The organism is Macrococcus equipercicus (genome assembly GCF_004359525.2).
Taxonomy (GTDB): Bacteria; Bacillota; Bacilli; order Staphylococcales; family Staphylococcaceae; genus Macrococcus; species Macrococcus equipercicus.
Genome location: NZ_SCWC02000004.1, coordinates 135932 through 162383, shown reverse-complemented (window position 1 = coordinate 162383; position 26452 = coordinate 135932). Strand labels below are relative to the sequence as shown.

The window sequence follows — 26452 nt, the reverse complement described above, 5'->3', positions numbered from 1 at the left end:
ATTAAAGACCAGAGAGGAGGACAATTAAAATGCCTACTATTAACCAATTAGTTAAGAAGCCTCGTACTTCTAAAATTAAAAAATCAACTGCACCTGCATTGAACAAAGGTTACAACAGTCATAAGAAAAAAGCTACAGATGTTGCATCTCCACAAAAACGTGGTGTTTGTACTCGTGTAGGTACTATGACTCCTAAAAAACCTAACTCAGCGTTACGTAAATATGCACGTGTACGTTTATCAAATAATATCGAAGTTAATGCTTACATTCCTGGTATCGGCCACAACTTACAAGAACACAGTGTTGTACTTATTCGTGGTGGACGTGTAAAAGATTTACCAGGGGTACGTTACCATATCGTTCGTGGTGCGTTAGATACTTCAGGTGTTGACGGTCGTATGCAAAGCCGTTCATTATACGGTGCAAAACGCCCTAAAGCTAAAAAATAATATTTCATTTCTGTAAATATTACTGTCCCGCTAGACACTAAAACAGCAAACAAATATACTGTGGAAGGAGGATATACTCATGCCTCGTAAAGGACCTGTTGCAAAAAGAGACGTATTACCGGATCCAATTCATAATTCAAAATTGGTTACTAAATTAATCAACAAAATTATGATTGATGGTAAACGTGGTACTGCTCAAAAAATTCTTTATTCAGCTTTCGACTTAGTTCAAGAGCGTTCAGGCCGTGATGCGATGGAAGTCTTCGAAGAAGCTATCAACAACATCATGCCTGTATTAGAAGTTAAAGCTCGTCGTGTCGGTGGTTCTAACTACCAAGTACCTGTAGAAGTACGCGCTGAGCGTCGTACAACTTTAGGATTACGCTGGTTAGTTAACTACTCACGTCTTCGTGGTGAAAAAACTATGGAAGAGCGTTTAGCTAATGAAATCCTTGATGCTGCTAACAACACTGGTGGTGCTGTTAAAAAGCGTGAAGATACACACAAAATGGCGGAAGCAAATAAAGCATTTGCTCACTACCGCTGGTAAGATGAAAGTTGACCATAGGCATCTGCAATTTATTGCTGTACCTATGGTATCTTTCTAAATATAAACCATTTCCTGGAAGGAGAAAGAATACCCATGACAAGAGAATTCTCTTTGAAGAACACTCGTAATATCGGTATCATGGCCCACATCGATGCTGGTAAAACGACGACTACTGAACGTATTCTTTATTATACTGGCCGTATCCACAAGATCGGTGAAACGCACGAAGGTGCTTCACAGATGGACTGGATGGAGCAAGAACAAGAACGTGGTATCACGATCACTTCTGCTGCGACAACAGCACAGTGGCATGGTCACCGTATCAACATCATCGATACACCAGGACACGTAGACTTCACAGTTGAAGTTGAACGTTCACTGCGTGTACTTGATGGTGCTGTTACTGTACTTGATGCACAATCAGGTGTAGAACCACAAACAGAAACTGTATGGCGTCAGGCGACAACATACGGTGTACCGCGTATCGTATTCATCAACAAGATGGATAAAACTGGTGCGGACTTTGACTATTCTGTAGGAACTTTACACGACAGATTACAAGCGAATGCTCATCCTATTCAAATGCCTATCGGTGCTGAAGACGAATTCAACGCAATCGTTGATTTAGTTGAAATGAAACTTCACACTTATACAAATGACTTAGGAACTGACATCGAAGTAACTGACGTGCCTGAAGAATTTTTAGAAGATGCACAGGCGAAACGTGAAGCGTTAATCGAAGCAGTTGCAGACTTTAACGAAGAATTAATGGAAAAATACCTTGGTGGAGAAGAGATCAGTGCTGAAGAACTGAAAGCTGCTATCCGTCAGGCGACTTGTGACGTTGAATTCTTCCCGGTTTTAGCAGGTACTGCCTTCAAAAACAAAGGTGTTCAATTAATGCTTGATGCAGCAATTGACTACTTACCATCACCACTCGATGTTAAACCAATCGTTGGTCATACGGCTGATGATGAAGACGAAGCAATCGTAGCTAAACCTGATGACTCTGCGCCATTCGCAGCACTCGCGTTCAAAGTTATGACTGACCCATTCGTTGGTAAGTTAACATTCTTCCGTGTATACTCTGGTACATTGAACTCTGGTTCTTATGTACAGAATGCAACGAAAGGTAAACGTGAACGTGTCGGACGTATCCTGCAGATGCACGCTAACTCACGTGAAGAGATCTCGACAGTATATGCTGGAGATATCGCAGCAGCAGTAGGACTTAAAGATACGACAACAGGTGACACACTGTGTGATGAAAAAGTTCAAGTTATCCTTGAATCTATGGAATTCCCAGAGCCAGTTATCCACTTGTCAGTAGAACCTAAGTCTAAAGCTGACCAGGACAAAATGACTAACGCTCTTGTTAAATTGCAGGAGGAAGACCCAACATTCCACGCGCATACTGATCCTGAAACAGGACAAGTTATCATCGGTGGTATGGGTGAGCTTCACTTAGACATTTTAGTTGACCGTATGAAACGTGAATTTAAAGTTGAATGTACAGTTGGGGCGCCAATGGTATCTTACCGTGAAACGTTCAAAACAGCTGCACGCGTTCAAGGTAAATTCTCTCGTCAATCAGGTGGTCGTGGTCAGTACGGTGACGTTCACATTGAGTTCGAACCGAACGAAGTGGGAGCAGGTTTCGAATTCGAAAATGCTATCGTCGGTGGTGTAGTTCCTCGTGAATACATTCCTTCCGTCGAAGCTGGTCTTAAAGATTCAATGGAAAACGGTGTATTAGCCGGCTACCCATTAATCGATGTTAAAGCACGTTTAGTAGACGGTTCTTACCATGATGTCGATTCATCTGAGATGGCCTTCAAAGTGGCAGCATCTTTAGCGCTTAAAGAAGCAGCTAAAAAATGTGACCCAATCATCCTTGAACCAGTCATGAAAGTAGAAATCGTTATGCCTGAAGAGTACATGGGCGATATTATGGGCGACGTAACAAGCCGTCGTGGCCGTGTAGAAGGTATGGAAGCGCGTGGTAACGCTCAAGTCGTTCGTGCGTTCGTGCCACTTGCAGAAATGTTTGGTTACGCTACAAACTTACGTTCTAACACACAAGGTCGCGGTACTTACTCAATGGTATTCGATCACTACGAAGAAGTTCCAAAATCAATTTCTGAAGAAATCATCAAGAAAAATAAAGGTCAATAATCCCTTTAATCAACTCTGATTGATTTTTCCAATGAAATGCTTTATAACAGAGTTATAGCGTTACCTCATGAGGGTGAGAATCCCTCATGAGATATAATATACTTATATTCTAAGGAGAGATTTCAAAATGGCTAAAGAAAAATTCGACCGCTCGAAAACTCATGCCAATATCGGCACAATTGGTCACGTTGACCATGGTAAAACAACTTTAACAGCTGCTATCGCAACTGTATTAGCAAAAAAATTAGGTGGGGAAGCGCGTTCATACGATCAAATCGATAACGCTCCTGAAGAAAAAGAACGTGGTATCACGATCAATACTTCACACATCGAGTACGAAACTGAAAAACGCCACTACGCACACGTAGACTGCCCAGGACACGCTGACTATGTTAAAAACATGATCACTGGTGCTGCGCAAATGGACGGCGGTATCTTAGTAGTTTCTGCTGCTGATGGCCCAATGCCACAAACTCGTGAGCACATCCTGTTATCACGTAACGTTGGTGTACCTGCATTAGTAGTATTCTTAAACAAAGTTGACATGGTTGACGATGAAGAATTATTAGAATTAGTAGAAATGGAAGTTCGTGACTTATTATCTGAATATGACTTCCCAGGCGACGATGTACCTGTAATCTCAGGTTCAGCATTACGCGCATTAGAAGGCGACGAAGCATACGAAGAAAAAATCATGGAACTGATGAACGCAGTTGATGAGTACATCCCAACTCCAGAACGTGACTCTGACAAACCATTCATGATGCCAGTTGAGGACGTATTCTCAATCACTGGTCGTGGTACAGTAGCTACAGGACGTGTTGAACGTGGACAAGTTAAAGTCGGTGAAGAAATTGAAATCATCGGTTTAACTGAAGAACCATCTAAAACAACTGTAACTGGTGTTGAAATGTTCCGTAAATTATTAGATTACGCTGAAGCTGGCGACAACATCGGTGCTTTACTTCGTGGTGTATCACGTGACGATGTTCAACGTGGTCAAGTATTAGCTAAACCAGGAACAATCACTCCACATACTAAATTCAAAGCTGAAGTTTATGTATTATCAAAAGAAGAGGGTGGACGTCATACGCCATTCTTCTCAAACTACCGTCCACAGTTCTACTTCCGTACAACTGACGTAACTGGCGTAGTTAACTTACCAGAAGGTACTGAAATGGTAATGCCTGGCGATAACATCGAAATGGACGTTGAATTAATCTCACCAATCGCGATCGAAGACGGTACTCGTTTCTCTATCCGTGAAGGTGGACGTACAGTTGGATCAGGTGTTGTATCTGTAATCGAAAAATAATTCACAGTTGTGAATCAAAAAATCCGAAGAGGACGCTCTTCGGATTTTTTTGTTATTTTAAGTGACTTATTATTTAGTCAGCTGGTCCATGTTCTCTGCGATTTTCAGGAACACACGGACACCGTTCAGCAGGCCGTTTTCATCCAGATCGAATTTGGGATGGTGATGTGAGTAGTGCGCACCGATCGCTTCATTCATAACGCCGGTATAAAAGTAAGTGCCGGGGCGCTCTGCAAGGAAATAGCTGAAGTCTTCACCGCCGAGCGACGGTGCCTGCTGGATGACTTCATCGACTTCTGTAATACTTTCTGTCAATGCTTTCACCCATGCGGTTTCTTTCTCCGGGTTGAAGAGTGCCGGATAACCATCTGTATAGTCGAGTGTGATAGAGACGTTAGAGCCGATTTCAACAGCATGAATCAGTTCAGCCATGCGCTGTTTAATGAGTGTTTTCACTTCCCGCGTATAAGTCCGCACGGTCCCTGACAAGTAGGCGGAATCCGCAATGACGTTGAAGGCAGTACCGGCCTTGAACTCGCCGATGGTGACAACAGCTGTATCCATCGGGTTCACCGACCGGGAGATGATCGTCTGGAACTGAGTGATCAAGCTGCTCGCTGCGATGATTGCATCGTTTGTTTCATGGGGCGCCGCACCGTGTCCGCCTTTGCCTTGTATATGTAGTTTGAAAGCATCGGCATTTGCGTAGGCAGGACCTGGACAGAAGCCGACTGTGCCGGTCGGGATGTAGCTCGCTGTATGCGTGCCGAAGACATAGTCGACACCGTCAAGCGCGCCTGCTTTAATCATGGACTGAGCACCGCCCGGCAGCACTTCTTCTGCATGCTGATGAATGAGGACGATGTTGCCTGCAAGTTCTGCCTCGTGCTGCTTTAAAATGCGGGCAGTGATCAGCAGCATAGCTGTATGGCCGTCATGACCGCACGCGTGCATGACACCGGGCATTGTTGATCTGTACGGCACATCTTTCTCATCATCTATCGGCAGCGCATCAAAGTCAGCGCGGAACGCAACAGTCGGTCCGGGTCTTCCGCCTTTAATATAACCGAGCAGCCCATTGCCGCCGACGTCACGTGTCACCGGAATATTAAGTGCTGCTAAATAATCAGCGATATAATTCTTCGTGTTTTCTTCCTGAAATGACAGTTCAGGATGCTGATGGAGAAAACGGCGGATCTTAATCAGTTCGTCTTGATGTTGTGCGACTTCAGTTAACCAGCTCATCATTTGCCTCCTTCAAAGAAATCTTCTGCTGCCTGCAGGAATATTTTCACTGCATTCAGCATTCCTTTTTCGTCGATATCGAATTTCGGGTGGTGGTGCGGGAAATCTGCCTTGAAGTTCTCATTTCTTGTGCCGGTGTAAAAGAAAGCGCCGGGTACGCGTTGTAAGTAGTACGAGAAGTCTTCGCCGCCAAGTGCAGGTTCAATCTCTACGACTGATTCAACGCTGTCGATTTTGCGTGCTGCATTGACGATCAGGTCCGTTTCTTCTTTTGTGTTGACGACCGGCGGATAGCCTTTCAAATATTTCAGGTCATAAGTGATACCTGTTGTCGTCACAAGCCCTTCGAGACATTTCTTCAGCTCATCGTACATATGCTGCTGTGTTGCCGGGTCAAACGTCCGGATAGTGCCTGAGATCTTCGCTGTATCCGGGATGACGTTCGTCTGTTCGCCCGCCTGGAACGTTGTGATGGACAGTACAGCGGGTGTCGTCGGGTTCGTCTTTCTGGAGACGATGTACTGCAGGTCATTACAGAGCCGTATGCCTGCTGCCACTGGGTCTACCGTCGTATCAGGATGGGCTGCATGTCCGCCTTTTCCTTGCAGCGTAATCCAGAAGTCATCCGGGATCCCGGTCACCGTGCCGTAACGGTAGCCCACTGTGCCGACCGGGATGCTGCTTGAAACGTGCTGGCCGATAATCGCATCAACACCGCGGAGACAGTTATCTGCGACCATCTGCAGCGCACCGCCCGGGTCCACTTCTTCAGCATGCTGATGGATGAAGACGACGTTACCTTTCAGCTGGTCGCGGTGCTCGCTTAAAATCTTCGCTGTGATCAATAACACGGCTGTATGCGCATCATGTCCGCACGCATGCATCACGCCGGGAACCGTCGATTGATAAGGAACTTCTTTTTCGTCCTGGATAGGCAGGGCATCGAAGTCTGCACGGATGGCAAGCGTCGGCAGTTCTGGATCATTGATTATCCGGCCGACAACACCGCGTCCACCGACTCCGGTCTCTACTTCTATGCCGAGGGCCGTCAAATAGTCAGCGATATACTGAGGTGTTTTCTCCTCATGAAAGCTCAGTTCCGGATACATATGGAAATGGCGTCTGAGATCGATCAGTTCTTCGTACAAATTATCTGCATATTCATTGAGCATGGATGACACCTTCTTCTTCTAAAATAGCGAGGAACATGGTGAGTGCCCCGCTCATTGCATCTTCATCAAGGTCAAACAGCGGGTGATGATGCGGTGCCGTCGTCTTCTTCTCTTCATTGCCTGAGCCTGTCAGAAAGAATGCGCCGGGCTTCTCAAGAAGGTAGTAGGAGAAGTCCTCGCCGATCATCATCGGCGGTGCATCATCGAAGTCGAGGCCGGCACGTGCAGCTGCCCGCTTAATGACCTCGTAGCCCGCTTCGTGATTGACGACTGGCGGATAGCCTGTGACATAGTTCAACTCGTAAGTGATGCCTTTTGAGACGGCGAGCCCTTTTAATTCGTTTTCCAGTGCCGTGCGGATTGTCTGCTGCACATCCGCATCAAACGTGCGGACTGTTCCTGAGCAGGAAGCGCGGTCGCTGATGACATTGAACGTGTTACCGGCTGTCACTTTGCCGATAGTTAATACAGCATTGTCAATCGGATTGACGTTACGTGCGACAATCGTCTGGATGTTCATGATGAACTCTGCCATAACGACAACTGCATCTATCGTCGTATGCGGCTTCGCACCGTGTCCGCCGCGGCCGTAGATCGTGATATTAAACATATCAGGACTTGCCATTAACGGACCGGCTGCTGAGTGGATAGTGTTAGTCTCAAACTGACTCCAGAAATGGTTGCCGTAGACCGCATCTGCACCATCAAGGGCGCCGTCATCGACCATCGGGCGTGCACCGCCCGGCGCCAGTTCCTCGGCAAATTGAAAGAGCAGCACGACACTGCCGGACAGTTCTGATTGATGCGCTGACAGAATGGTTGCCAGGCTCAGCAGTGTTGATGTGTGACCATCATGACCGCATGCATGCATGACGTTCTTAACAGTCGACTGATAAGGCACCTCTTTCTCATCCTGAATCGGCAGTGCGTCGAAATCTGCGCGAAATGCGATGGTCGGTCCTGTGCCGCCGGTAATTTTAGCGACGATGCCGTGACCGCCGACTTGTTCGCGAAGCTCCAGGTTAGGTAGTGACGTTAAATGACGTCGTATGTACTGATATGTTTCTGTCTCATGGAAAGATAATTCGGGGTGCATATGTAAATATCTTCTTTGTGCGATCAGTGGATGCTGTTCTGCTGCTACGACTTCTGCTTTGTTCATATTATCCCTCCATTATGTCTATATTAGTCGATTTTATCAGACATTTCAGTATAATTAAATAGTATGAACTTTATGTTATGATAGAGGAAAAGGGAGAAGGAGACTGATTATGTCTAACGTGTTAAATGAATTTCTGACAACTAACTTAACTGAGCTGAAGGAAAACGGCCTATATAATGAGATCAACGTCGTGCAGGGGGCAAACGGGGCGAAGATTACGATCGACGGCAAAGAGCTGATCAATTTATCTTCCAACAACTATTTAGGACTTGCGACGAACGAGCGCCTGAAAACTGTTGCGAAGCAGGCGATTGACTCTCACGGTGTCGGTGCAGGGGCTGTCCGTACAATCAACGGTACACTCGACCTTCACATTGAACTGGAGGAAGCGCTGGCGAAGTTCAAAGGAACAGAAGCGGCGATTGCTTATCAATCAGGTTTCAATTGTAATATGGCTGCGATCAGTGCAGTCATGAACAAAAATGACGCGATTTTGTCTGATGAACTGAACCATGCTTCTATCATCGACGGCTGTCGTCTGTCTAAAGCGAAGATCATCCGCGTCAACCATTCAGATATGGCTGACCTGCGCGCGAAAGCAAAAGCAGCGGTTGAATCCGGTCTTTATAATAAAGTGATGTACATTACTGACGGCGTCTTCTCAATGGACGGCGACGTCGCAAAGCTTCCTGAAATCGTTGAAATCGCCCAGGAGTTCGACCTCATCACTTATGTGGATGATGCGCATGGAAGCGGTGTAATGGGGAAAGGGGCAGGCACGGTGAAACATTTCGGTCTGCAGGATAAGATTGACTTCCAGATTGGTACGCTGTCTAAAGCAATCGGTGTTGTCGGTGGTTACGTCGCAGGTACGAAAGACTTGATCGACTGGCTGAAAGTGGCATCACGTCCATTCTTATTCTCAACATCTCTTGCTCCTGGTGATACGAAAGCGATCACTGAAGCACTGAGCATTTTGACGGAATCGACAGAACTTCACGATAAGTTATGGGAGAACGGCGACTACTTGAAACAAGGCTTAAAAGAGCTCGGCTTCGATATCGGTCATTCTGAAACACCGATTACACCATGTATTATCGGCGACGAGAAAACGACGCAGCAGTTCTCAAAACGTCTGATGGAAGAAGGCGTCTATGCGAAATCTATCGTCTTCCCGACCGTACCGAAAGGCACAGGACGTGTCAGAAACATGCCGACAGCAGCACATACGACAGACATGCTGGACGAGGCACTGGCAGCTTACGCCAAAGTTGGCCGTGAACTGAATATCATTAAATAACAGCCACCGCATCATTGATGCGGTGTTTTCTTATGGTGTACAAATGATAATGAAAGCGGTAAAATAATAGTGAAAATAATGATTATGTACACTGTCTATGGACAGCTGTCGTTATAAGGAGTATGACTGATGAAAAGAATTATGATTACCGGTGCTTTAGGTCAGATCGGTACAGAACTGACTGTTAAACTACGTGAAATTTATGGTACAGACAACGTACTGGCGACAGATTTACGTCGCCCGGAAGAAGATAGCATTATACTTGCAGGGCCGTTTGAAGAGCTTGACGTGATGGACGCCGAGACAATGGAGCGCATCGCTGCAGACTTCAAGCCGGACACAATAATGCACATGGCGGCGCTGCTCAGTGCGACTGCTGAGAAGAACCCGGTGTTTGCCTGGAACTTGAACATGGGCGGTTTATTGAATGCGCTTGAGACAGCACGCAAACACGACATGCAGTTCTTTACGCCGAGCTCTATCGGTGCCTTTGGTCCAACAACACCAAAAGACAATACACCGCAGCTGACAATCCAGCGTCCGACAACGATGTACGGCGTCAATAAAGTGGCAGGTGAGCTGCTCTGTGACTACTACTATCACAGCTTCGGCGTTGATACACGTTCAGTGCGCTTCCCGGGTCTGATCTCACACGTGAAAGAACCAGGCGGCGGGACGACTGACTATGCCGTTGAAATCTACTTCAAAGCAGTGCGCGACGGCCGTTACGACAGCTATATCGATAAAGGGACGTTCATGGATATGATGTACATGGACGATGCTATCAACTGCATCATCGAGCTGATGGAAGCAGATGCTGACAAGTTAATCACGCGTAATGCGTTCAACGTGACAGCGATGAGTATCGATCCTGAAGCGGTCGCAGCAAGCATCCGCAAGTTCATCCCCGAGTTCGAGCTCGGCTACGATGTCGATCCGGTCCGTCAGGCGATTGCTGACAGCTGGCCGAACTCTATTGATGCAACAGAAGCGAAAGAACAATGGGGCTTCAATCCGCAGTTCGATTTAGACACAATGACTAAGACGATGCTTGACGCTATTAAAGCGAAATAACAGCAATAGAAGCTGGGACATGAGTCCCGGCTTTTTTAGTTGGCAGGCGCTGAAAACCGCGGTAAATCAATTTTAAATTCTCTAATATACATTATTAAAACATCCTTTTTTATAAATATTTATCTATTTCTCTAATTTTTCTAAAGCTATTTTAATATGTTGTAAATGATGCTCTCCATGCCATGCATAAAGACTTATCATTTGTTTTAAAGGAACTAACCCGTTTTCAGGGTGATGCATTGAACGCTCAAACTGTTCATCATTTAATGATTCTAAAACCTTTACCCATCTATTATGAATTCCAGTAATCATCATTATTGAATCATTAATATCATTTTTATTGTCACTTAGTTTAAACCATTCATTTTCCTCAAATGTAGATACACTTGGACAATTTTCCGTTAGAATTAATTTCGTTCTAATATATCCATGTAAATGACTATCAGCAATATGATGTATCAATGTTCTTACATCCCATGAGCCTTCACGATATTGTTGAGTTAATTGATTTTCATTTAAATTAACAGTAACTTGCGCAATTCTTTGAGATAAAGTCTTAATTTGATTAATCCATAGTTTAACTTGTTCTTTTTTAATATCCTTTGGTATTTCATATTTTCCTATTGGAAATTGATTTTTCATGGAATCACCTCAATAATATTTTATGAAATTAACAATCGTTATTAGCAACTGATTGTATTAAATTAATATTTTTACTTTTAAAGACTATTTGATGAAGTTTAATAATTTAATATCGTTCCATCAATATTGTTAAAATGATCTGACAAGATATATGTATTCATGATTTTTAATCCCAAATTCTCGGTCTTTCAAGTCCTGCAGTTCTCATATAATCTAATAATTGTCCTAGATGAACTGCTTCATGGAAAGTTACTCTTTCTATCATATCTCCAATTGTTCTTATATAACCTGCATCTTGAGTTCTATCAATTTTAATATTAGTAAGATTTTCTTCACTTATTTTTTTAATGAATTCTTTGTACTCATCTCTATATTTTTTTGAAACTATTATTAGTTCTTCAATGCTATTATCAATATTATCGTAAGGTGTTGGAATTTCATCAATGCTGCCACCTTTAATAAACATTTCATGGTACATGTATTCTGATTGTAATACATGTTTAATCATTTCATATATTGTTAAAGCATCTTTATCAGGCTTAAATTCATAATACTTTTTATCAATACTTTTCCAAACAATCTCACTACGTCTTCTCACTTCTGACATGTTTAAAATCAAGACATCTATACTATTCATAATACATCCCCTTTTAATTTAATTTATTGTTATATTTTATAATTCATAAGTAAATTATTATTCAATAACTGCTCTTCCTACAACAAAATTTGATTTCTCATTATTAATTACTACTATTTCACTCGGACTACCCATAGCAAACCCTTGATATACCTTTAATTCATCAAAAGATTGATTTATTACATCTCTAACATAAATCCCTAGTGCTGAAGCAGCTACACCAGTAGCTGAATCTTCAAAGTATCCTGTGTTATTAGGGAATTGTCTAGCATGATATATATTGTTTTCATCTTTTACAAAAGGATATAATCCAGTAGATCCAATTTTGTCACAGACTTCCCATAAATAATCGTAATTAGGCTTTAGTTCATTTAATTTTTCTAAATCTTTCAATTCGATAATTGTTTTAAATCTAGAAGTAGAAACGTTCTTCACAAGACTATCTGAAAGTTGATTTACAGATATATTCAAAGCATTGGCAATTTCAAGTTTATCAATATACTGGTTACTAATTTCAGGCTTACCTTGTTTTACTTTGACTTTGAAATCCGAATCGTCCCCTACAATCTCAATCTCTATAACTCCTGCCAATGTCCCTACTGAAAACTTATTTTTATCAAGAAACTTCTGTTCTTTAAGAACAGTTACACATGCTATCGTTGCATGAACGCACATTTCCATTTCTTTATTTGGAACAAAATATTTAAATTCATACTCATATGAAGAATTATTACTATTTAGAACAAATCCCACTTCTAATTTCATTTTTTGAGCTATACCTATCATATCATCGTAGGTTAATTTATCTGCCTCCAACACTACAGGGCAAGGATTACCACCTTTATTATTATATGCAAACACAGTTGTATTATAAATTTTCATATTAAAACTCCTCAGATAATTTTTATCTTATTATATGTTACATCCTCAAAATGTTATTACTTTAATTATATAGATATTTAAGTTACTTTTCTTTATTAATAATAAAAATTACCCCAACTCAGTTTATAATTAAATTGAGATATTCTAAATATTATTCATTTACGTCAGAAATGACTTTGATAAAAACTTGATAGGACTATTTTATTAACTTAAATATATTGCATATCAAAGACAAGGCGATTTCAAAGCACTATATAAAAACAGAATATCTAAGAGTCAATAACCTAGATAATGATTAACTTGGATTAGTCATCCCACAACTGATATAACAATTATCAACTAGGTAGAAATGAATGTAAAAATAGACAACTTACGTTACAAGAGAAAAGTAAAATACTAATTAATGCAAGTAAAATTTCAAAAACATATTGTACAAATTTTCTGATAATGATACATTAATAAGAAACAAAAATAAGTTTAAAGGTGATCTGATATGTAGAGATTTCTTTCTAATCAATAACAACGGACATAGACTTACAAGTCCAATAAAACTAAATAAAGAATTGTATTTGTACGTCTATGATCCTCTATATTAGGAGGGAATCATGAAAAGATATACAAATAACTTTAAATATTTATACTTTAGCCAGCTCTTCGCTAATACAAGTGATAATTTATACATCATTGCGCTCATTGCCTATTTATACGCAATGACAAATTCAGTTCAAACCAGTGCACTAATACCAATCTTCATTACATCAGCTTATTTTTTAAGTGGATTTATTGCACCTTACGTATACTCAAGATTTCAAAAGCAATATATTTTAGTTTTTAATCAAACGACGAAATGTTGTTTATTAATCACTCTTCTTTTGACAATGCGTTTTGAAATTCAAATGGTTTATATATTAGGTTTAGCTTTTCTCATTGCTTTTTTAGATGGATTTACAAATCCATTAAGCAATACGTTGATCCCCTATTTCGAGAAAAAAGAAAATATTCTTGGAGCAAACACAAAAATCAGTAGTATGAATAATATAGTTCAAATATCAGCTTGGGCACTAGGAAGTATACTATTAACTCTTCTTCATAGCGAAGGATTAATCATTACGTGTATAATATTTTCTATTATTTCAGTCATTTTTATTATGAAAATAAATTTTAGTATTAATACTGTAGAAAAAGAAATAGCAGGCTCAAAGAGTTTCAAAGAAGTCATACAAAGCAATGGTAATTCTAGCTACAGTAAATATTTAAACTGGAATACATTCTTAGCATCATTCGGCCATTCAGTTTGGATTGCAGCAATAATGATTGCTTTTGTAAAAGATTATTTAAATGCACCATCATTCTGGTTTGGAATTATCAATGCTACGTTCTTTATAGGTCTGCTTTTTGGAACAAAAATAATTCGTAAAACTACATCCTATAAAATTTTACACATATACTTTATTGGATATCTGGTGCTATCAATCATTACATTGTTATTTGGTATTAATCGTTTCCTCTTCTTTGCCGTACTTCTATCATGGCTTTATGGTGTTATTGAACAAATATTATCAATTACACTCCATACTGAAATACAAAAACAATTAAACCACGAACTGCTGATTGATACTTACACACTAAATCAGACGATATATAGTTTGGGATTCTGTATATCAACATTTGCTATGTCATCAATTGGAGACCACTCCAACTTGACGGTAGTATTTATTATTGCGTCATTAAGTTATTTATCAATATGTCTGCTCACTTATCGATTTAGAAAAATATTTTAAAGTTTAAAAACACGCTTCATTTTGAAAATTACTCAAATTGAAGCGTGTTTCTATTTCATTAAAGTTAAAATTTTCCTCTTTTTATGATGTGGTATCGTTTGATTATGTTTGCATCATTCATCAAAAGGATGATCAGCTTTTTTGATATCTTCAATATCTTCTAATCTCTACAGGCTTATATTCTCTAATAACTTTTTCTAGATTCTCAATTGAATCAGGAAATGCGATATTATTTCTATCACTCTCTGTTAGGAAGCCCTTATTTACCATCTCATCAAAGAACGATGCTAGTAAATCATAATATCCACTTTTATTATAAAGAATACACGGGCGATCATTTTGTCCAATCCTAGACCATGATATAACTTCAGAAATTTCTTCTAGTGTTTCAGGTCCACCCGGCAATGCCACACATACATCACCTATTGATAGTATTTTATTTTTTCTTTCTGACATATTTTCCACGATGATTAATTCACTTAATCCCGGATGTGAAATCTCTCTAGCAGCTAAGAACTTAGGCATTACACCAATCACTTCTCCACCATTTTCTAAGACCGTGTTAGCGATAGTACCCATTAAGCCAACATTTCCACCCCCATAAATAAGAGAATGATTATTATCTACAATCCATTTTCCTAGTTCAACAGCATTATCATTAAATTGAGCTTCATTGCCTTTGCTTGCTCCACAGTAAACTATAATATTCAAAATTATTCTCCTTTTTCACGTAATTTTTCGATTAATATATTAACGGCCGGTGCAATTAATTCACTTTTATTCATTTCAATATATTCTACAGCCGTTATTTCATTTGATTTTTGATACTCTTTAATACCATCATACATATAGCATCTTAATTCTACTTGATTTTCTATGTCTGGATAGGCAGGGCCAATAATAGTATCGTAATATGTTAACCTTACAGGATCTAATTCTACCGATAGTTCTTCCTGTATCTCACGCACTAAAGATTCTTTATCATCTTCTCCTGCCTCTATCTTACCACCTGGAAGATAATATTTTTCATTATCTCTTACCTTTACAAGCAGTATTTTATCACCTTTAATATCTACTAAATTTGAACATATATACTTAATCAATCCAATCGCCCCTAAAAATAATTTCTTATTTATTCGCCGATTGTAAAATTAAGCTAGACAACTAATAAAGCCTTCTGTGCTAAACTCAATATGTATTTCCGTCCAAAGAAAACATAAGGAGTTAGCACAAATGGCCTATACACATCTTACCACGGATGAACTTGCGTTCATAGAATCATATTACCACCAGAAAATTTCGGTCAGTGAGATCTGCCGGAGAATTAAGCGTTCAAGACAGACCGTCTATAATGTAATTAATGCACTCAAATCAGGTATATCTGCACTGGAATTCTATCAGAACTATAAGAAAAGAAAATCTCTTTGCGGAAGACGTAGAATCGTCCTTCCTAAGCATCAGATCAGTTATATTCAAAAAAGGATAGCCGACGGCTGGACACCTGACACCATCATAGGCAGAAATGAAGAACCTATCAGCTGTTCTGTCAAAACTCTGTACAGAATGTTCAGGGAAGATATTCTTCCTGTTCAATCACTTCCGATGAAAGGGAAAAGAAAACCTAACGGTCATCATGAGAAAAGAGGTCGTCAGACTTTCAAACGTCACATTTCAGAAAGAACAGTTGAATTTCCCGACTTTGATAAAGAGTTCGGTCATCTTGAAGGCGATACGATTGTTGGTCGTCGTCATGGCAGCGCAGTCATCACCCTTGTTGAACGCGTTTCTAAGATGATCATCACCCTACGACCGGAAGGTCGCAAGGCATCCGACATTGAAAAAGCATTAAACAGTATGTTCTCGGCTTTACCTTATCGTCTCTTTAAATCCATTACATTCGACTGCGGTAAAGAGTTTTCCAGCTGGAAGTCAATCAGTAACCAACACGATATATCTATCTTTTTTGCTGATCCAGGCACACCTTCGCAGCGTGGTCTTAATGGACATTCAAATGGTATGCTTAGAAGAAACGGTCTGGACAAAGATATGGATTTCAACACAGTTACAGACGATTATATTATTCAAGTTGCACATTCCCTCAATAATCGGCCAAGAAAATCTCTTGGTTACAGGACACCATTGGAAGCATTTATGAGTTTCATCGAAGATGAGAAGTTGTCTAGCTTATTTTGACAAACGAAAGCATAAAAAAATGAACATAAATGTAATCGTTCACAATATAAAATTATTTTAAATTTTCAAAAAACTTATCGTATTGTTTTTATAGTGTGCTATACTAACATACATTAAACCAGTAGAGGGTGTGTGATGATGATTAAACAACTAGAAGTCGTGAGAAGAGAACATCTAAAGGAGAAGCCGGACATGGCGACACTTGGATTTGGGACCGTATTCACCGACTATATGCTTTCGATGGACTACAATCCTGAACAAGGGTGGCATAATGCAGTCATTCTACCTTATCAGAACATCGAGCTGTCGCCAGCAGCGCAAGTGCTGCATTATGGTCAGGCAGTATTTGAAGGCATGAAAGCATATCGTACAGGAGACGAAGTGAGACTGTTCAGACCGGAAGAGAACTTCAGGCGGATGAACCAGTCGAATGCACGGCTCAATATGCCCGAAGTGGATATCGACTTTATGGTGGACACGCTGAAGCAGCTTGTCACGCTTGAAAAGGACTGGATTCCAACAGGCGAAGGACAGTCGCTTTATATCCGGCCGTTTGTTATTGCGACAGAAGCTTACCTTGGTGTCCGTGCAGCGACACATTATAAGCTGCTGATTATTTTATCACCAGTCGGCGCTTACTACGGCAGCGATCACTTGCTCGCGACTAAGATTTATGTGGAAGATGAATACGTGCGTGCAGTGCGCGGCGGCGTCGGCTTTGCCAAAGTTGCCGGGAACTACGCAGCGAGTTTAATGGCGCAGACGCGTGCAACAGAACTCGGCTATGACCAGGTGCTGTGGCTGGACGGTGTTGAACAGCGCTATGTAGAAGAAGTCGGCAGCATGAATATCTTCTTCGTGATTGACGGCACAGTAGTCACGCCGGAATTGAACGGCAGCATCCTGCCGGGCATCACCCGTAAGTCTATTCTTGAATTAGCGCAGCACTTAGGGTATCCGGTCGAGGAGCGACGCATTTCAATTGATGACGTGTTCGAAGCATCACAGGCAGGCACACTGCAGGAGATCTTCGGTTCAGGGACAGCAGCTGTCATTGCGCCGGTCGGGTCCGTGAAATACAAAGACCAGGAGCTTGTTGTGAACAATGGTCAAGCAGGGCTGGTGACACTGGATTTATACAATCATTACACCGGGATTCAAAACGGCACTGAAAAAGATCCGTTCGGCTGGTGCGTCAAATTATAAGATAAAGGAGCAATGTGTATGGAAGAAAAGATGACAACTCGTGAGTATTTATTTAATAGAATGGAAAAAGGAGCAGCAGGCATTTCGGCGGCTATTCTTGTCTCGCTCGGAATCGGCCTGCTGCTGAAATCCATCGGCGGGCTGACAGGTCTTGACCTGTTGCTGACCATTGGTACTGTTGCGACACTGCTTATGGCACCCGCGCTCGGCGCAGCGATTGCTCACAGTCTCGGGGCGAACAGCCTGACGGTCGTCTCTGCAATGATTGCGGCAGCGGTCGGCGCAAGTGCCGTGGCACCTGCGGGTGAGGCTTTCACGCTGAAGACCGGAGACCGGTCGGTGCAATCATCGCAGCGATTATCGCCACTTATGCCGGTAAGAAAGTGACGGGAAGAACATTCCTGGATTTAATGGCTGTACCGCTCGCTGCCGTATTGTCAGGCGGCATTGCAGGCTATTATTTATCAACAGTCATTGCACCGGCACTCGTAGTCATCTCAAAAGCCATTACATCATCTGTCGATGGTCATCCATTACTTGCGTCTGTTGTTATCGTCGTCGTCTTCGCTGTATTAGTGATGACGCCCGCTTCCAGTGCTGCTCTTGCAGTCGCGCTGCAGCTTGACCCGCATGCGAGTGCAGCAGCGCTCGTCGGTATTACCGCTCAATTTGTCGGCTTTACAGCCATCAGTCTGCGCGAGAACGATTTAGGAGGATTTCTGGCGCAGCTGATCTGCACGCCGAAAGTCCAGTTCCCGAACATCGTCCGCAATCCGAATATCTTGATTGCCCCACTGGTCGGTGCTGCTGTGGCAGGGCCGGTAGCAGTCCTTGTCTTCAAGCTCGGTGTACCGTCTGCTATCGCGGGACTCGGACTGAGCGGCCTGATCGCGCCGATACAGATTTTGACGGAGCAGGGCAGCGGCGTGCTGTTGAGTTATATGATCGCAGGCGTTGTCATCCCGCTGTTAGTCGCCGTTGCTGTGCACTATTTGTTGTTAAGAAGAGCCAACCTCGTCAAAACAGGGGACCTTGCATTACAAGTCAGTTAATCATCCTGCAGCTTTTGCTGCAGGATTTTTGTGTTATTATTTTGTTATTCAGTACTTGCTCAGTACAATAGTAGTATTGATAAGAAGAGGTGAGTGTATGGTACAGTTAATTGTCTTTGATAAGGACGGCACATTGATGGAACTCGGCAGCACTATCGTCAAGCTGGCAGATGATTTGATTAACGAATTCTCAGTACGCACACATATTCATGTGCCGAAGTCAGAGATTAAAGATGCGTTCGGCATGGTTGATGACAAGCTGGACATGGTGATGAAATCGAATGCAGCAAAAAGTATCGCCGACCGTCTGAGAGTGCTGCCGCATGGTGACCAGCTGGCTGACTGGACACTTAGTGAGATGGAGCATCTGTCTAATGATAATGAAGTCGACGACATCAAAATCATTAAAGGCGTGCCTGAAGTGCTGCAGCAGTTGAAAGAGCGCGGTTACAAACTCGCGATTGTTTCAGCTGACGATACAGAGTCCATGAATTTGTTCGTTGATAAATATGACATTCGTCAGTATTTTGATTTAATTGTCACAAGCGATAACTCGGTTCATCAGAAACCAGACCGCGGCTTAATGGATGAAATACTGGAGAAAATAGGAGTGGCACGCACAGAAACGATGATGGTCGGTGACACCGAGATGGACGTCATGCTCGGCAAAAACGGAGGCATCGCTCAAACAGTCGGCGTGCTGAGCGGCTCCGGCGATAAACAGGACTTACGCAGTGCCGACGTCATCCTCGACAGTGTTGCTGATTTAATCAATAGCGGCGTGCTGAATCAGTAGTCTATAGAAGAAGTGGCCTTCAAACAGGTCCTGAAGGCCAAAATTCTATAAAATCGACGAAAATCGACGAGAAGTGGCCTTCAAACAGCTCCTGAAGGCCAAAATTCTATAAAATCCACGAAAATCGACGAGAAGTGGCCTTCAAACGGGTCCTGAAGGCCAAAATTCTATAAAATCCATGGAAATTAGCGAGAAGTGGCCTTCAAACGGGTCCTGAAGGCCAAAATTCTATAAAATCCATGGAAATCAGCGAGAAGTGGCCTTCAAACAGCTCCTGAAGGCCAAAATTCTATAAAATCTACGAAAATCAGCGAGAAGTGGCCTTCAAACGGGTCCTGAAGGCCAAAATTCTATAAAATCCACGAAAATCGACAAGAAGTGGCCTTCAAACGGCTGCTGAAGGCCAAAATTCTATAAAATCGACGAGAAGTGGCCTTCAAATAACGCCTGAAGACCACTTCTTTTATTATCGCTGCTGAGATTTTCTATGTTCTTCGATTACACGGCCGATTTTCTCAATGACCGGATCTAATGTATCGATATTGTCAAAGACGTCATATTCATCAATGTGAATGCGGATGACCGGGCAGGCATTGAAGCTGTCGATCCATTGTTCATAACGGGCAAATAATGCACGCCAGTATAGTTCGTCTGTCTCGATCTCCATTTGACGGCCGCGTTCAGTGATGCGGCGGAGAACAGCGTCATAATCACATTCCAGGTAAATAAGGCAGTCCGGCTTCGGGAAGTACGGCGTCATGACCATCGCTTCGTAAAGCTGACGGTATGTCTCGAAATCTTCTGCGGTCATCGTGCCGCCTTCTTCGTGCATTTTAGCGAAGATGTCGACATCTTCATAAATAGAGCGGTCCTGAATGAATCCGCCGCCATATTCGAACATTCGTTTCTGCTCCTTGAAACGTTCAGCAAGGAAATAGATCTGCAGATGGAAACTCCAGCGGTCAAAATCATGATAGAACTTCTCGAGGTAAGGATTGTTATCGACTTTTTCAAATGATGTTCTGAAGTTTAGTTTTTCTGCTAAAGCTTTTGTCAGTGACGATTTGCCGACACCGACTGTTCCGGCAATCGTGATGACTGCATCGCTTGGTATTTTATACATGTTGTTCTCCAATCACTGTGTTTATTTGGCTGAGAATATATTGATAGTCCGCTTCATTATGGACAAAATCGAGGTGGGTTGTATCGATGCACAGGCTGTTCGGTGTCTGGTCGCATATGCGGTTGTAGTCCGCGGTTAACGTGCGCAGGTAGTCATCTGTAATCGCCGACTCGAACTCCCGGTTGCGTTTAGCGATACGTTCTTTTAAGACAGGCAGGTCCGCTGTCAAAAATAGCGTAATGTCCGGCTGGCGCAGTTCAGACGTCATGACGTCATAGATTTTCTCGAACATGCCGTATTCTTTGCTGTTCAATGTATTGCGCGCAAAAATCTTATTCTTCATAATATGATAGTCACTGACGATAGCCGTATCTCCTAAGTCGCTGATCTGCTTATAGCGGTTGCAGAGGAAGAACATCTCAGTCTGAAAGCTCCATTTATTGATATCGTCATAAAAATCACTCAGGAATGGATTCTCTTCTACGATTTCATACAGTGTATCCATATGCAAAGTGTCAGCAAGTTTTCTTGTGAGAGAACTTTTGCCGACACCGATTGGCCCTTCAATTGCAATATATAGTGTCATGTTTCTCTCCCGTAATGATAAAATGTATATGTTATTGTATCACAAAATAATGAAGGCGGATGACAAATGAATCATGAAACTTTTATGAAACTCGCAATCGAAGAAGCACATAAAGCAGGTGCTATCGCTGAAGTGCCTATCGGAGCGGTCGTTGTCCATCACGGAGAAGTCATCGGGCGCGGTCATAATCTGCGCGAGACGGGCCAGAATCCGACGTATCATGCAGAGATGATGGCGATCAATGAAGCAAGTGCGCACCTCGGCTCGTGGCGGCTTGAAGAATGCGTGCTCTATGCGACGCTTGAGCCGTGCGTCATGTGCTCCGGCGCGATTGTCATGAGCCGCATTCCTGTCGTTATATACGGCGCGCATGATCCGAAGGGCGGCTGCAGCGGCAGTCTGATGAATCTCTTGAACGAACCGCGCTTCAATCACCGGGCGACCGTCATCAGCGGCATCTGTCACGATGAGTGCAGTATGCTGTTAACGACGTTCTTCAGAGAACTCAGACAAAAGAAATTACTTGAGAAGAAGCGGGGTAACGAACTGATTTAAGGGTAAACGTATGACATGAAGATATAGGAGATGAATAAATGATTAAATTGATTGCCACTGATATGGACGGCACACTGCTGAACGCAGCCCATGAAATCTCGGAGGAAAATATAGCAGCGATTAAAGCCGCACAACATAACGGAGTAACTGTCGCTATTGCGACCGGCCGTGCTTTTTATGAAGCGAACACACCTGTCAAACCGACAGGACTGGTCGTCCCTTATATTTGTCTGAACGGGGCAGAAGTGCGCGATGAGGCATTCAATATTATGCATACATCGAGTTTAAGCCGCAGTCAGATTAGTAATATTACAGCGATTTTAGACCGCTATGATATTTTCTACCAAGTATATACGAACTTCGGGATTTACACAGAAGACGTTGATAAAGACTTGCAGATCTATATCGATATCGCTGATAAAGCAGGCAATGTGCCTGATGTCGACAAAATTAAAGCAGGCATTCAGAAGCGGATTGATCAAGGGACGCTGAAACAGGTCGACCGCTACGATGCGATTTATGAGCGTGACGGGGAACTAGTGCTGAAATTTCTCGCTTATGCCGCAGACCTCGACAAAATCGACAGGGCAAAAGCTGAACTTGCGCAGTACGAAAGTCTTGCGATCTCCGCGTCTTCCCGCGGCAATATTGAAATCACGCACAATGATGCGCAAAAAGGAATCGCGCTTCAGGCCATCGCTGACCAGCTGCATATTTCAATGGACGAGACGATGGCGCTCGGTGACAACTTAAACGATATTTCAATGCTCGAACGCGCCGGCTACTCTGTCGCCATGGCAAACGGCGCACCGGAAACAAAAGCCGCAGCAAAATACATCACTGAGTCGAATGAAGAGAGCGGCGTCGGCAAAGCTATCTTCAAATACTTACGAGAAGTGAACGGACTGGACGTTTAACTTGCGTACAACTTCACACGCACGACAGACAAAGAAAGCCATGCTCACTTGAGCATGGCTTTCTTATTGTGCTATCACCTGGATGACGCGCGCCGGCACTCCGGCAACGACGACATTGTCAGCGACATCGTTTGTGACGACAGCGCCGCTTGCAATAACACAGTTGTCGCCGATTGTGACACCGGGATTGATGACCGCGCGGCCGCCGATCCAGCAGTTGTGACCGATCTTGACGGGCTTCGCATATTCGACGCCGCTGTTCCGTTCTGCTGCTTTCACAGGGTGGGTCGCGGTGTAGATGTGAACGCCTGGAGCTATCATGCAGTTGTCGCCGATATCGACGCGGGCAACGTCCAGTATCGTCAAGTCGTAGTTGGCGTAGAAGTTCTCACCGACATGAATGTTATAACCGTAGTCGACTTTAAAATTACTTTCAATCCAGATAGTCTCACCGGTCGCACCGAGAATCGCTTTGATGCGCTGTGCACGTTCTCTTTCAAGATTCTCAGGCACGGCGTTGTAGCTTCTCGTCGCAAGTTTCGCCTGAATGCGGTCGTTCACCAGCTCAGGGTCATGCGGATTATACAGTTCGCCTGCCAGCATCTTCTCTTTTTCAGTCATCAGTGGCTCCTATTTAGTGTAACGTAACCGCGCGAAAGCGTCGTGCTGATGAATGGACTCTTCGTTGCGGCATTCAATCTCAAAGCCGGTGACAAAGGGTAAATCCACTAAATCTGCTGCAATCAGACGCAGTAAGTCTTCAACGAAGCGCGGATTTTCGTAGGCGCGTTCAGTCACTGCTTTTTCGTCTGTCCGTTTTAAGATCGGATAGAGCATGCTTGAGGCGTTCGCTTCCATCGCATCGAGCAGCTGCTCTTTAAAGTCGTCAGGCAGCGCTGCTGTCAGCTCTGCTGTCACGGTGACGACACCGCGCTGGTTATGCGCAGAATATTCGCTGATCTCTTTCGAGCACGGGCATAATGTCGTCACATCCGCCTGAATGGTAATAGCTTGTGCCGTCACTTTTTCATCAGCGACAGTCATGGAGAACGTCACATCCGCATGGCCGACCGCCTTTAAGTTAGTGACCGGACTGAAGCGGTCAAAAAACCAGACTGCAGAAGCATCGACTGTCGCATTTTGCTGTCTCATTGTCGTCTGCAGTGTGATAAGCACTTTTTTCAGCGTGTCGAAATCAAGCGGCAGCCCTTGATCATAGTGCGCCTCCACTGATTCGAGAATGCGGCTCATGTTGATGCCTTTTTCGTCCTGCGCTAAGTGCGTCGATAAGCTGAATGTGCCGGCCGTCTGAAAGTCACCGAGTCTGACCGGGTATGTTAAGTTTTTAATACCGACATGGTCGATTTCGAATAAAAAGTCTTTTTTTGAGCTTTGAAGGTCAGTCATGAGTGCTTTTTCGGTCGGTTTCGTCCCCTTGACGGGATCGACTGAACCGAAATGCTTCCAGCGGCCTTCTCGCGTAGCTAAATTATAATCCATAGTTATCTCCTAATTACTTCTCATTAATCACCGATGTGATAGCTGTAGAATCGTTCTATTTTAAACCACATATTTGCTGCGGCTTCTGCTTCCTGTGTATCTGCTGCAAGTGAGGCAAGCATCGGGCCGGTCTGTGATGCATGGGCTTCCAGCACGCGCTGCTTTCTGTCGCTGTAACCATCGATATCGACAGTGATGTCCGGCTCGCCGAGGTCCTCGAATGTATCATTACTGAAAGCGACGAGATGCAGCTTCGGCCGTTCGCTTGCAGGCAGGCGGCGTACTGCTTCAACAACCGCAGCCGCTGTTGCTTCGTGGTCCGGGTGGACAGAGTAACCCGGATAAAATGAAATGATCAGTGACGGCTTCAGCTCATCGATCAATGCACCGACCATATTAGCAAGGTCGCTTGTCTTTTCAAATTCGAGTGTTTTATCCCGGTAGCCCATTTTACGTAAATCAGTAATGCCGATCGCTGCAGCTGCTGCCTCAAGTTCTTGCTCGCGAATATGAGGCAGTGATTCACGTGTCGCGAACGGGGGATTGCCTAAGTTGCGGCCCATCTGACCGAGTGTCAGGCAGGCATAAGTAACAGGGACACCGCTGTCAATGAACTTGGCAAGCGTTCCTGAGACACCGAATGCCTCATCATCGGGATGGGGAAATACGACTAATACTTGTGATTCTTCCATAGTTACACCTCTTATAACGGGAACGGTGTTCTGCTGATTTCAAGAGCAGCTGCCAGCTGTCCCTGGAAATTATGTCCTGCGAGCAGGAATTCACCGTTTTCTGTGATTTCGTAATGCGTTAAACCTTGTACATATACCCAGCCGCCTTCAAGCTTCAGACCGATGCGAAAAGGCTCTTTGCCGCCGCCGGTAATTTTCGCCTGAACATAAGTGACCTGAATATTGCGTAAAAATGTGCCGGCGTTGAACACCTGCTTGTCGAAATGAGAGGCGTAGGCACCATTGGTCGTTTCGACATGTAAATAGACAGGCTGACCTTGATATTCTTCTAAGTGCTGCTGCACTGTTTCCTGGTTAATTAATTCCATCGTCAGGACTCCTTCGTTATTGATACTTTACTATTTTACTAGAACTTGTTGAAAAATTATACCGTTTGAGCTTGATTGTCACTCATTATTGTCACTGACGCATAAAACGCCCTGGCGACTTACAGACAGAGCGCTGTACTTGTGAGTCGGCCAAGGCGTATCGATTGAGTTATACTTCTTTTGTCTGTACGTCGATTTTTTCGACTTTGTTATAAGCGCCGTGCTGTACAGGACCGACGAAGTCATTCATCTTCCAGCCGTTTTTAATCGCTGATGCCACGAATGCTTTCGCGTTGATCACTGCTTCGCGTGGTGTTAAGCCGTTTGCTAAGTTCGCTGTCACAGCCGCTGCAAATGTACAGCCTGCACCATGGTTATAAGATGACTGGAATTTATCCGTTGTCAGCAGTGTGAACGTCTCACCGTCGTAGTACAAATCAACTGCTTCTTCGCCTTCCAGCGCTTTGCCGCCTTTAATGACGACGTGCTGTGCGCCGCGGTCATGAATGATCTGTGCCGCTGTCTTCATAGCTTCTACAGAAGTCAGTCTGCCGAGGCCGGATAACTGTCCTGCTTCGAACAAGTTCGGAGTAACAACTGTTGCGATCGGCAGCAGTTCTTTGATCATCGCTTCAGTATTTCCCGGGTTAAGTACTTCATCTTCACCTTTACAGACCATAACAGGGTCGACCACGAAATATTCAGCGTCAGAATCTTTGAATGCCTGAGCGGCACGGCCGATGATTTCTTCAGTGCCGAGCATCCCTGTTTTAATCGCGTCCGGCTTAATGGATAAAGCAGTTTTCAATTGCTTGTCCAGCAGTTCAATCGGCAGTGCCGTCACATCATGGCTCCACGTTTCAGGGTCCATTGCGACAACCGCAGTCAGTGCGACCATACCGTATGTGTTATGCTCCTGGAATGTTTTCAGGTCAGCCTGCATGCCTGCTCCGGCACTTGTATCTGAACCTGCAATCGTTAAAGTTTTCTTCAAAGCCATTTTGACATACCCCATTCTTAATGTGTTTGTTAATATCATATCAGAAATAAGGGTATGACAAAATAAAATGCTTCAATAAT

27 protein-coding genes and 1 pseudogene are annotated in these 26452 nt (G+C 43.4%); 13 read left to right on the top strand and 15 right to left on the bottom strand.

The features are described 5' to 3' along the window. The first annotated feature begins 29 nt into the window (after positions 1-29). The 4 genes from rpsL (at position 30) to tuf (ending at position 4489) form a co-directional block, all read left to right on the top strand. Entirely contained in the window at positions 30-449 is a 420-nt protein-coding gene (gene rpsL, locus ERX35_RS07405) for a 30S ribosomal protein S12 (RefSeq protein ID WP_149459286.1), read from the top strand. Positions 450-528: 79 nt separating this feature from the next. Further along, positions 529-999: a 30S ribosomal protein S7 gene (rpsG, locus tag ERX35_RS07400; protein WP_133443661.1), complete on the top strand. Its 471-nt coding sequence runs from the start codon at positions 529-531 to the stop codon at positions 997-999. Positions 1000-1092: 93 nt separating this feature from the next. Next, positions 1093-3174, top strand: coding sequence for an elongation factor G (gene fusA, locus ERX35_RS07395; RefSeq protein ID WP_149459285.1), 2082 nt, complete (start codon positions 1093-1095; stop codon positions 3172-3174). A 127-nt stretch (positions 3175-3301) separates the two neighbouring features. After that, complete coding sequence (gene tuf, locus ERX35_RS07390; protein WP_149459284.1) at positions 3302-4489, top strand: elongation factor Tu; 1188 nt, start codon at positions 3302-3304, stop codon at positions 4487-4489. A gap of 69 nt (positions 4490-4558) precedes the next feature. Here the strand turns inward: tuf and ERX35_RS07385 are convergent, their stop codons facing one another. From ERX35_RS07385 to ERX35_RS07375, 3 genes are read right to left on the bottom strand one after another with little or no spacing between them, the layout of a single operon-like run. Then, positions 4559-5734 (bottom strand): M20 metallopeptidase family protein, encoded by a 1176-nt coding sequence (locus ERX35_RS07385; protein WP_149459283.1) that lies wholly within the window; start codon positions 5732-5734, stop codon positions 4559-4561. Beyond that, positions 5734-6906, bottom strand: a complete 1173-nt coding sequence (locus ERX35_RS07380) for an amidohydrolase (RefSeq protein WP_170234576.1) — start codon at positions 6904-6906, stop codon at positions 5734-5736. The genes ERX35_RS07385 and ERX35_RS07380 overlap by 1 nt, the downstream gene beginning before the upstream one ends. Next, entirely contained in the window at positions 6896-8068 is a 1173-nt protein-coding gene (locus tag ERX35_RS07375; RefSeq protein WP_149459281.1) for an amidohydrolase, read from the bottom strand. The genes ERX35_RS07380 and ERX35_RS07375 overlap by 11 nt, the downstream gene beginning before the upstream one ends. A 109-nt stretch (positions 8069-8177) precedes the next feature. On the opposite strand from ERX35_RS07375, the gene ERX35_RS07370 reads away from it, so the two are divergent. Both ERX35_RS07370 and ERX35_RS07365 read left to right on the top strand, forming a co-directional pair. Further along, positions 8178-9368, top strand: a complete 1191-nt coding sequence (locus ERX35_RS07370) for a glycine C-acetyltransferase (protein ID WP_149459280.1) — start codon at positions 8178-8180, stop codon at positions 9366-9368. A 129-nt stretch (positions 9369-9497) separates the two neighbouring features. Continuing rightward, positions 9498-10442: an L-threonine 3-dehydrogenase gene (locus tag ERX35_RS07365; RefSeq protein ID WP_149459279.1), complete on the top strand. Its 945-nt coding sequence runs from the start codon at positions 9498-9500 to the stop codon at positions 10440-10442. A gap of 123 nt (positions 10443-10565) precedes the next feature. Here the strand turns inward: ERX35_RS07365 and ERX35_RS07360 are convergent, their stop codons facing one another. The 3 genes from ERX35_RS07360 to ERX35_RS07350 all read right to left on the bottom strand — a co-directional run bounded on the left by ERX35_RS07360 (position 10566) and on the right by ERX35_RS07350 (position 12603). Continuing rightward, positions 10566-11084, bottom strand: coding sequence for a YfiT family bacillithiol transferase (locus ERX35_RS07360; RefSeq protein ID WP_149459278.1), 519 nt, complete (start codon positions 11082-11084; stop codon positions 10566-10568). A gap of 166 nt (positions 11085-11250) precedes the next feature. After that, entirely contained in the window at positions 11251-11721 is a 471-nt protein-coding gene (locus tag ERX35_RS07355) for a DinB family protein (protein ID WP_149459277.1), read from the bottom strand. 57 nt (positions 11722-11778) lie between these two features. Continuing rightward, positions 11779-12603: a PhzF family phenazine biosynthesis protein gene (locus ERX35_RS07350; protein WP_149459276.1), complete on the bottom strand. Its 825-nt coding sequence runs from the start codon at positions 12601-12603 to the stop codon at positions 11779-11781. A gap of 605 nt (positions 12604-13208) precedes the next feature. Here ERX35_RS07350 and ERX35_RS07345 point away from each other — a divergent pair. Further along, a complete protein-coding gene (locus ERX35_RS07345; protein ID WP_149459275.1) occupies positions 13209-14384 on the top strand; it encodes an MFS transporter in 1176 nt (391 codons plus the stop codon). A 150-nt stretch (positions 14385-14534) separates the two neighbouring features. Here ERX35_RS07345 and ERX35_RS07340 read toward each other — a convergent pair whose 3' ends face one another. Then, positions 14535-15095 carry an LOG family protein gene (locus ERX35_RS07340; RefSeq protein ID WP_149459274.1) on the bottom strand — a complete coding sequence of 187 codons (561 nt, stop codon included), beginning with the start codon at positions 15093-15095 and terminating at the stop codon, positions 14535-14537. Positions 15096-15097: 2 nt separating this feature from the next. Next, the gene (locus ERX35_RS07335) at positions 15098-15487 is read right to left on the bottom strand and encodes an NUDIX hydrolase (RefSeq protein ID WP_149459273.1); all 390 of its coding nucleotides are present in this window, start codon (positions 15485-15487) and stop codon (positions 15098-15100) included. 130 nt (positions 15488-15617) lie between these two features. Between ERX35_RS07335 and ERX35_RS07330 the strand changes: the two genes are divergently transcribed. The 4 genes and pseudogenes from ERX35_RS07330 to ERX35_RS07315 all read left to right on the top strand — a co-directional run bounded on the left by ERX35_RS07330 (position 15618) and on the right by ERX35_RS07315 (position 19631). Next, positions 15618-16577, top strand: coding sequence for an IS30 family transposase (locus tag ERX35_RS07330; protein WP_149459272.1), 960 nt, complete (start codon positions 15618-15620; stop codon positions 16575-16577). A 138-nt stretch (positions 16578-16715) separates the two neighbouring features. Then, a complete protein-coding gene (locus tag ERX35_RS07325) occupies positions 16716-17783 on the top strand; it encodes a branched-chain amino acid aminotransferase (protein WP_149459271.1) in 1068 nt (355 codons plus the stop codon). Between the two features lie 12 nt (positions 17784-17795). Next, positions 17796-18835: pseudogene (locus ERX35_RS07320) on the top strand (PTS sugar transporter subunit IIC). Positions 18836-18932: 97 nt separating this feature from the next. Then, the gene (locus ERX35_RS07315; RefSeq protein WP_149459270.1) at positions 18933-19631 is read left to right on the top strand and encodes an HAD family hydrolase; all 699 of its coding nucleotides are present in this window, start codon (positions 18933-18935) and stop codon (positions 19629-19631) included. Positions 19632-20097: 466 nt separating this feature from the next. Here the strand turns inward: ERX35_RS07315 and ERX35_RS07310 are convergent, their stop codons facing one another. After that, positions 20098-20754: a deoxynucleoside kinase gene (locus ERX35_RS07310; protein ID WP_149459269.1), complete on the bottom strand. Its 657-nt coding sequence runs from the start codon at positions 20752-20754 to the stop codon at positions 20098-20100. Further along, positions 20747-21340: a deoxynucleoside kinase gene (locus ERX35_RS07305; RefSeq protein ID WP_149459268.1), complete on the bottom strand. Its 594-nt coding sequence runs from the start codon at positions 21338-21340 to the stop codon at positions 20747-20749. The genes ERX35_RS07310 and ERX35_RS07305 overlap by 8 nt, the downstream gene beginning before the upstream one ends. 66 nt (positions 21341-21406) lie before the next feature. Between ERX35_RS07305 and tadA the strand changes: the two genes are divergently transcribed. Continuing rightward, complete coding sequence (tadA, locus tag ERX35_RS07300; protein WP_149459267.1) at positions 21407-21895, top strand: tRNA adenosine(34) deaminase TadA; 489 nt, start codon at positions 21407-21409, stop codon at positions 21893-21895. A gap of 38 nt (positions 21896-21933) precedes the next feature. Next, positions 21934-22812 (top strand): Cof-type HAD-IIB family hydrolase, encoded by an 879-nt coding sequence (locus ERX35_RS07295; protein WP_149459266.1) that lies wholly within the window; start codon positions 21934-21936, stop codon positions 22810-22812. Between the two features lie 63 nt (positions 22813-22875). On the opposite strand, the gene ERX35_RS07290 is transcribed toward ERX35_RS07295, so the two are convergent. The 5 genes from ERX35_RS07290 to thiD all read right to left on the bottom strand — a co-directional run bounded on the left by ERX35_RS07290 (position 22876) and on the right by thiD (position 26372). Further along, positions 22876-23436 carry a sugar O-acetyltransferase gene (locus ERX35_RS07290; RefSeq protein ID WP_149459265.1) on the bottom strand — a complete coding sequence of 187 codons (561 nt, stop codon included), beginning with the start codon at positions 23434-23436 and terminating at the stop codon, positions 22876-22878. Between the two features lie 6 nt (positions 23437-23442). Beyond that, positions 23443-24312, bottom strand: coding sequence for a GTP cyclohydrolase FolE2 (gene folE2, locus ERX35_RS07285; protein ID WP_149459264.1), 870 nt, complete (start codon positions 24310-24312; stop codon positions 23443-23445). Positions 24313-24335: 23 nt separating this feature from the next. Next, on the bottom strand, positions 24336-25004 hold the full coding sequence (bshB2, locus tag ERX35_RS07280) for a bacillithiol biosynthesis deacetylase BshB2 (RefSeq protein WP_149459263.1): 669 nt from the start codon (positions 25002-25004) through the stop codon (positions 24336-24338). 11 nt (positions 25005-25015) lie between these two features. Continuing rightward, positions 25016-25372 carry a YojF family protein gene (locus tag ERX35_RS07275; RefSeq protein WP_149459262.1) on the bottom strand — a complete coding sequence of 119 codons (357 nt, stop codon included), beginning with the start codon at positions 25370-25372 and terminating at the stop codon, positions 25016-25018. Positions 25373-25541: 169 nt separating this feature from the next. Beyond that, positions 25542-26372, bottom strand: coding sequence for a bifunctional hydroxymethylpyrimidine kinase/phosphomethylpyrimidine kinase (thiD, locus tag ERX35_RS07270; protein WP_149459261.1), 831 nt, complete (start codon positions 26370-26372; stop codon positions 25542-25544). Positions 26373-26452: the final 80 nt, after the last annotated feature.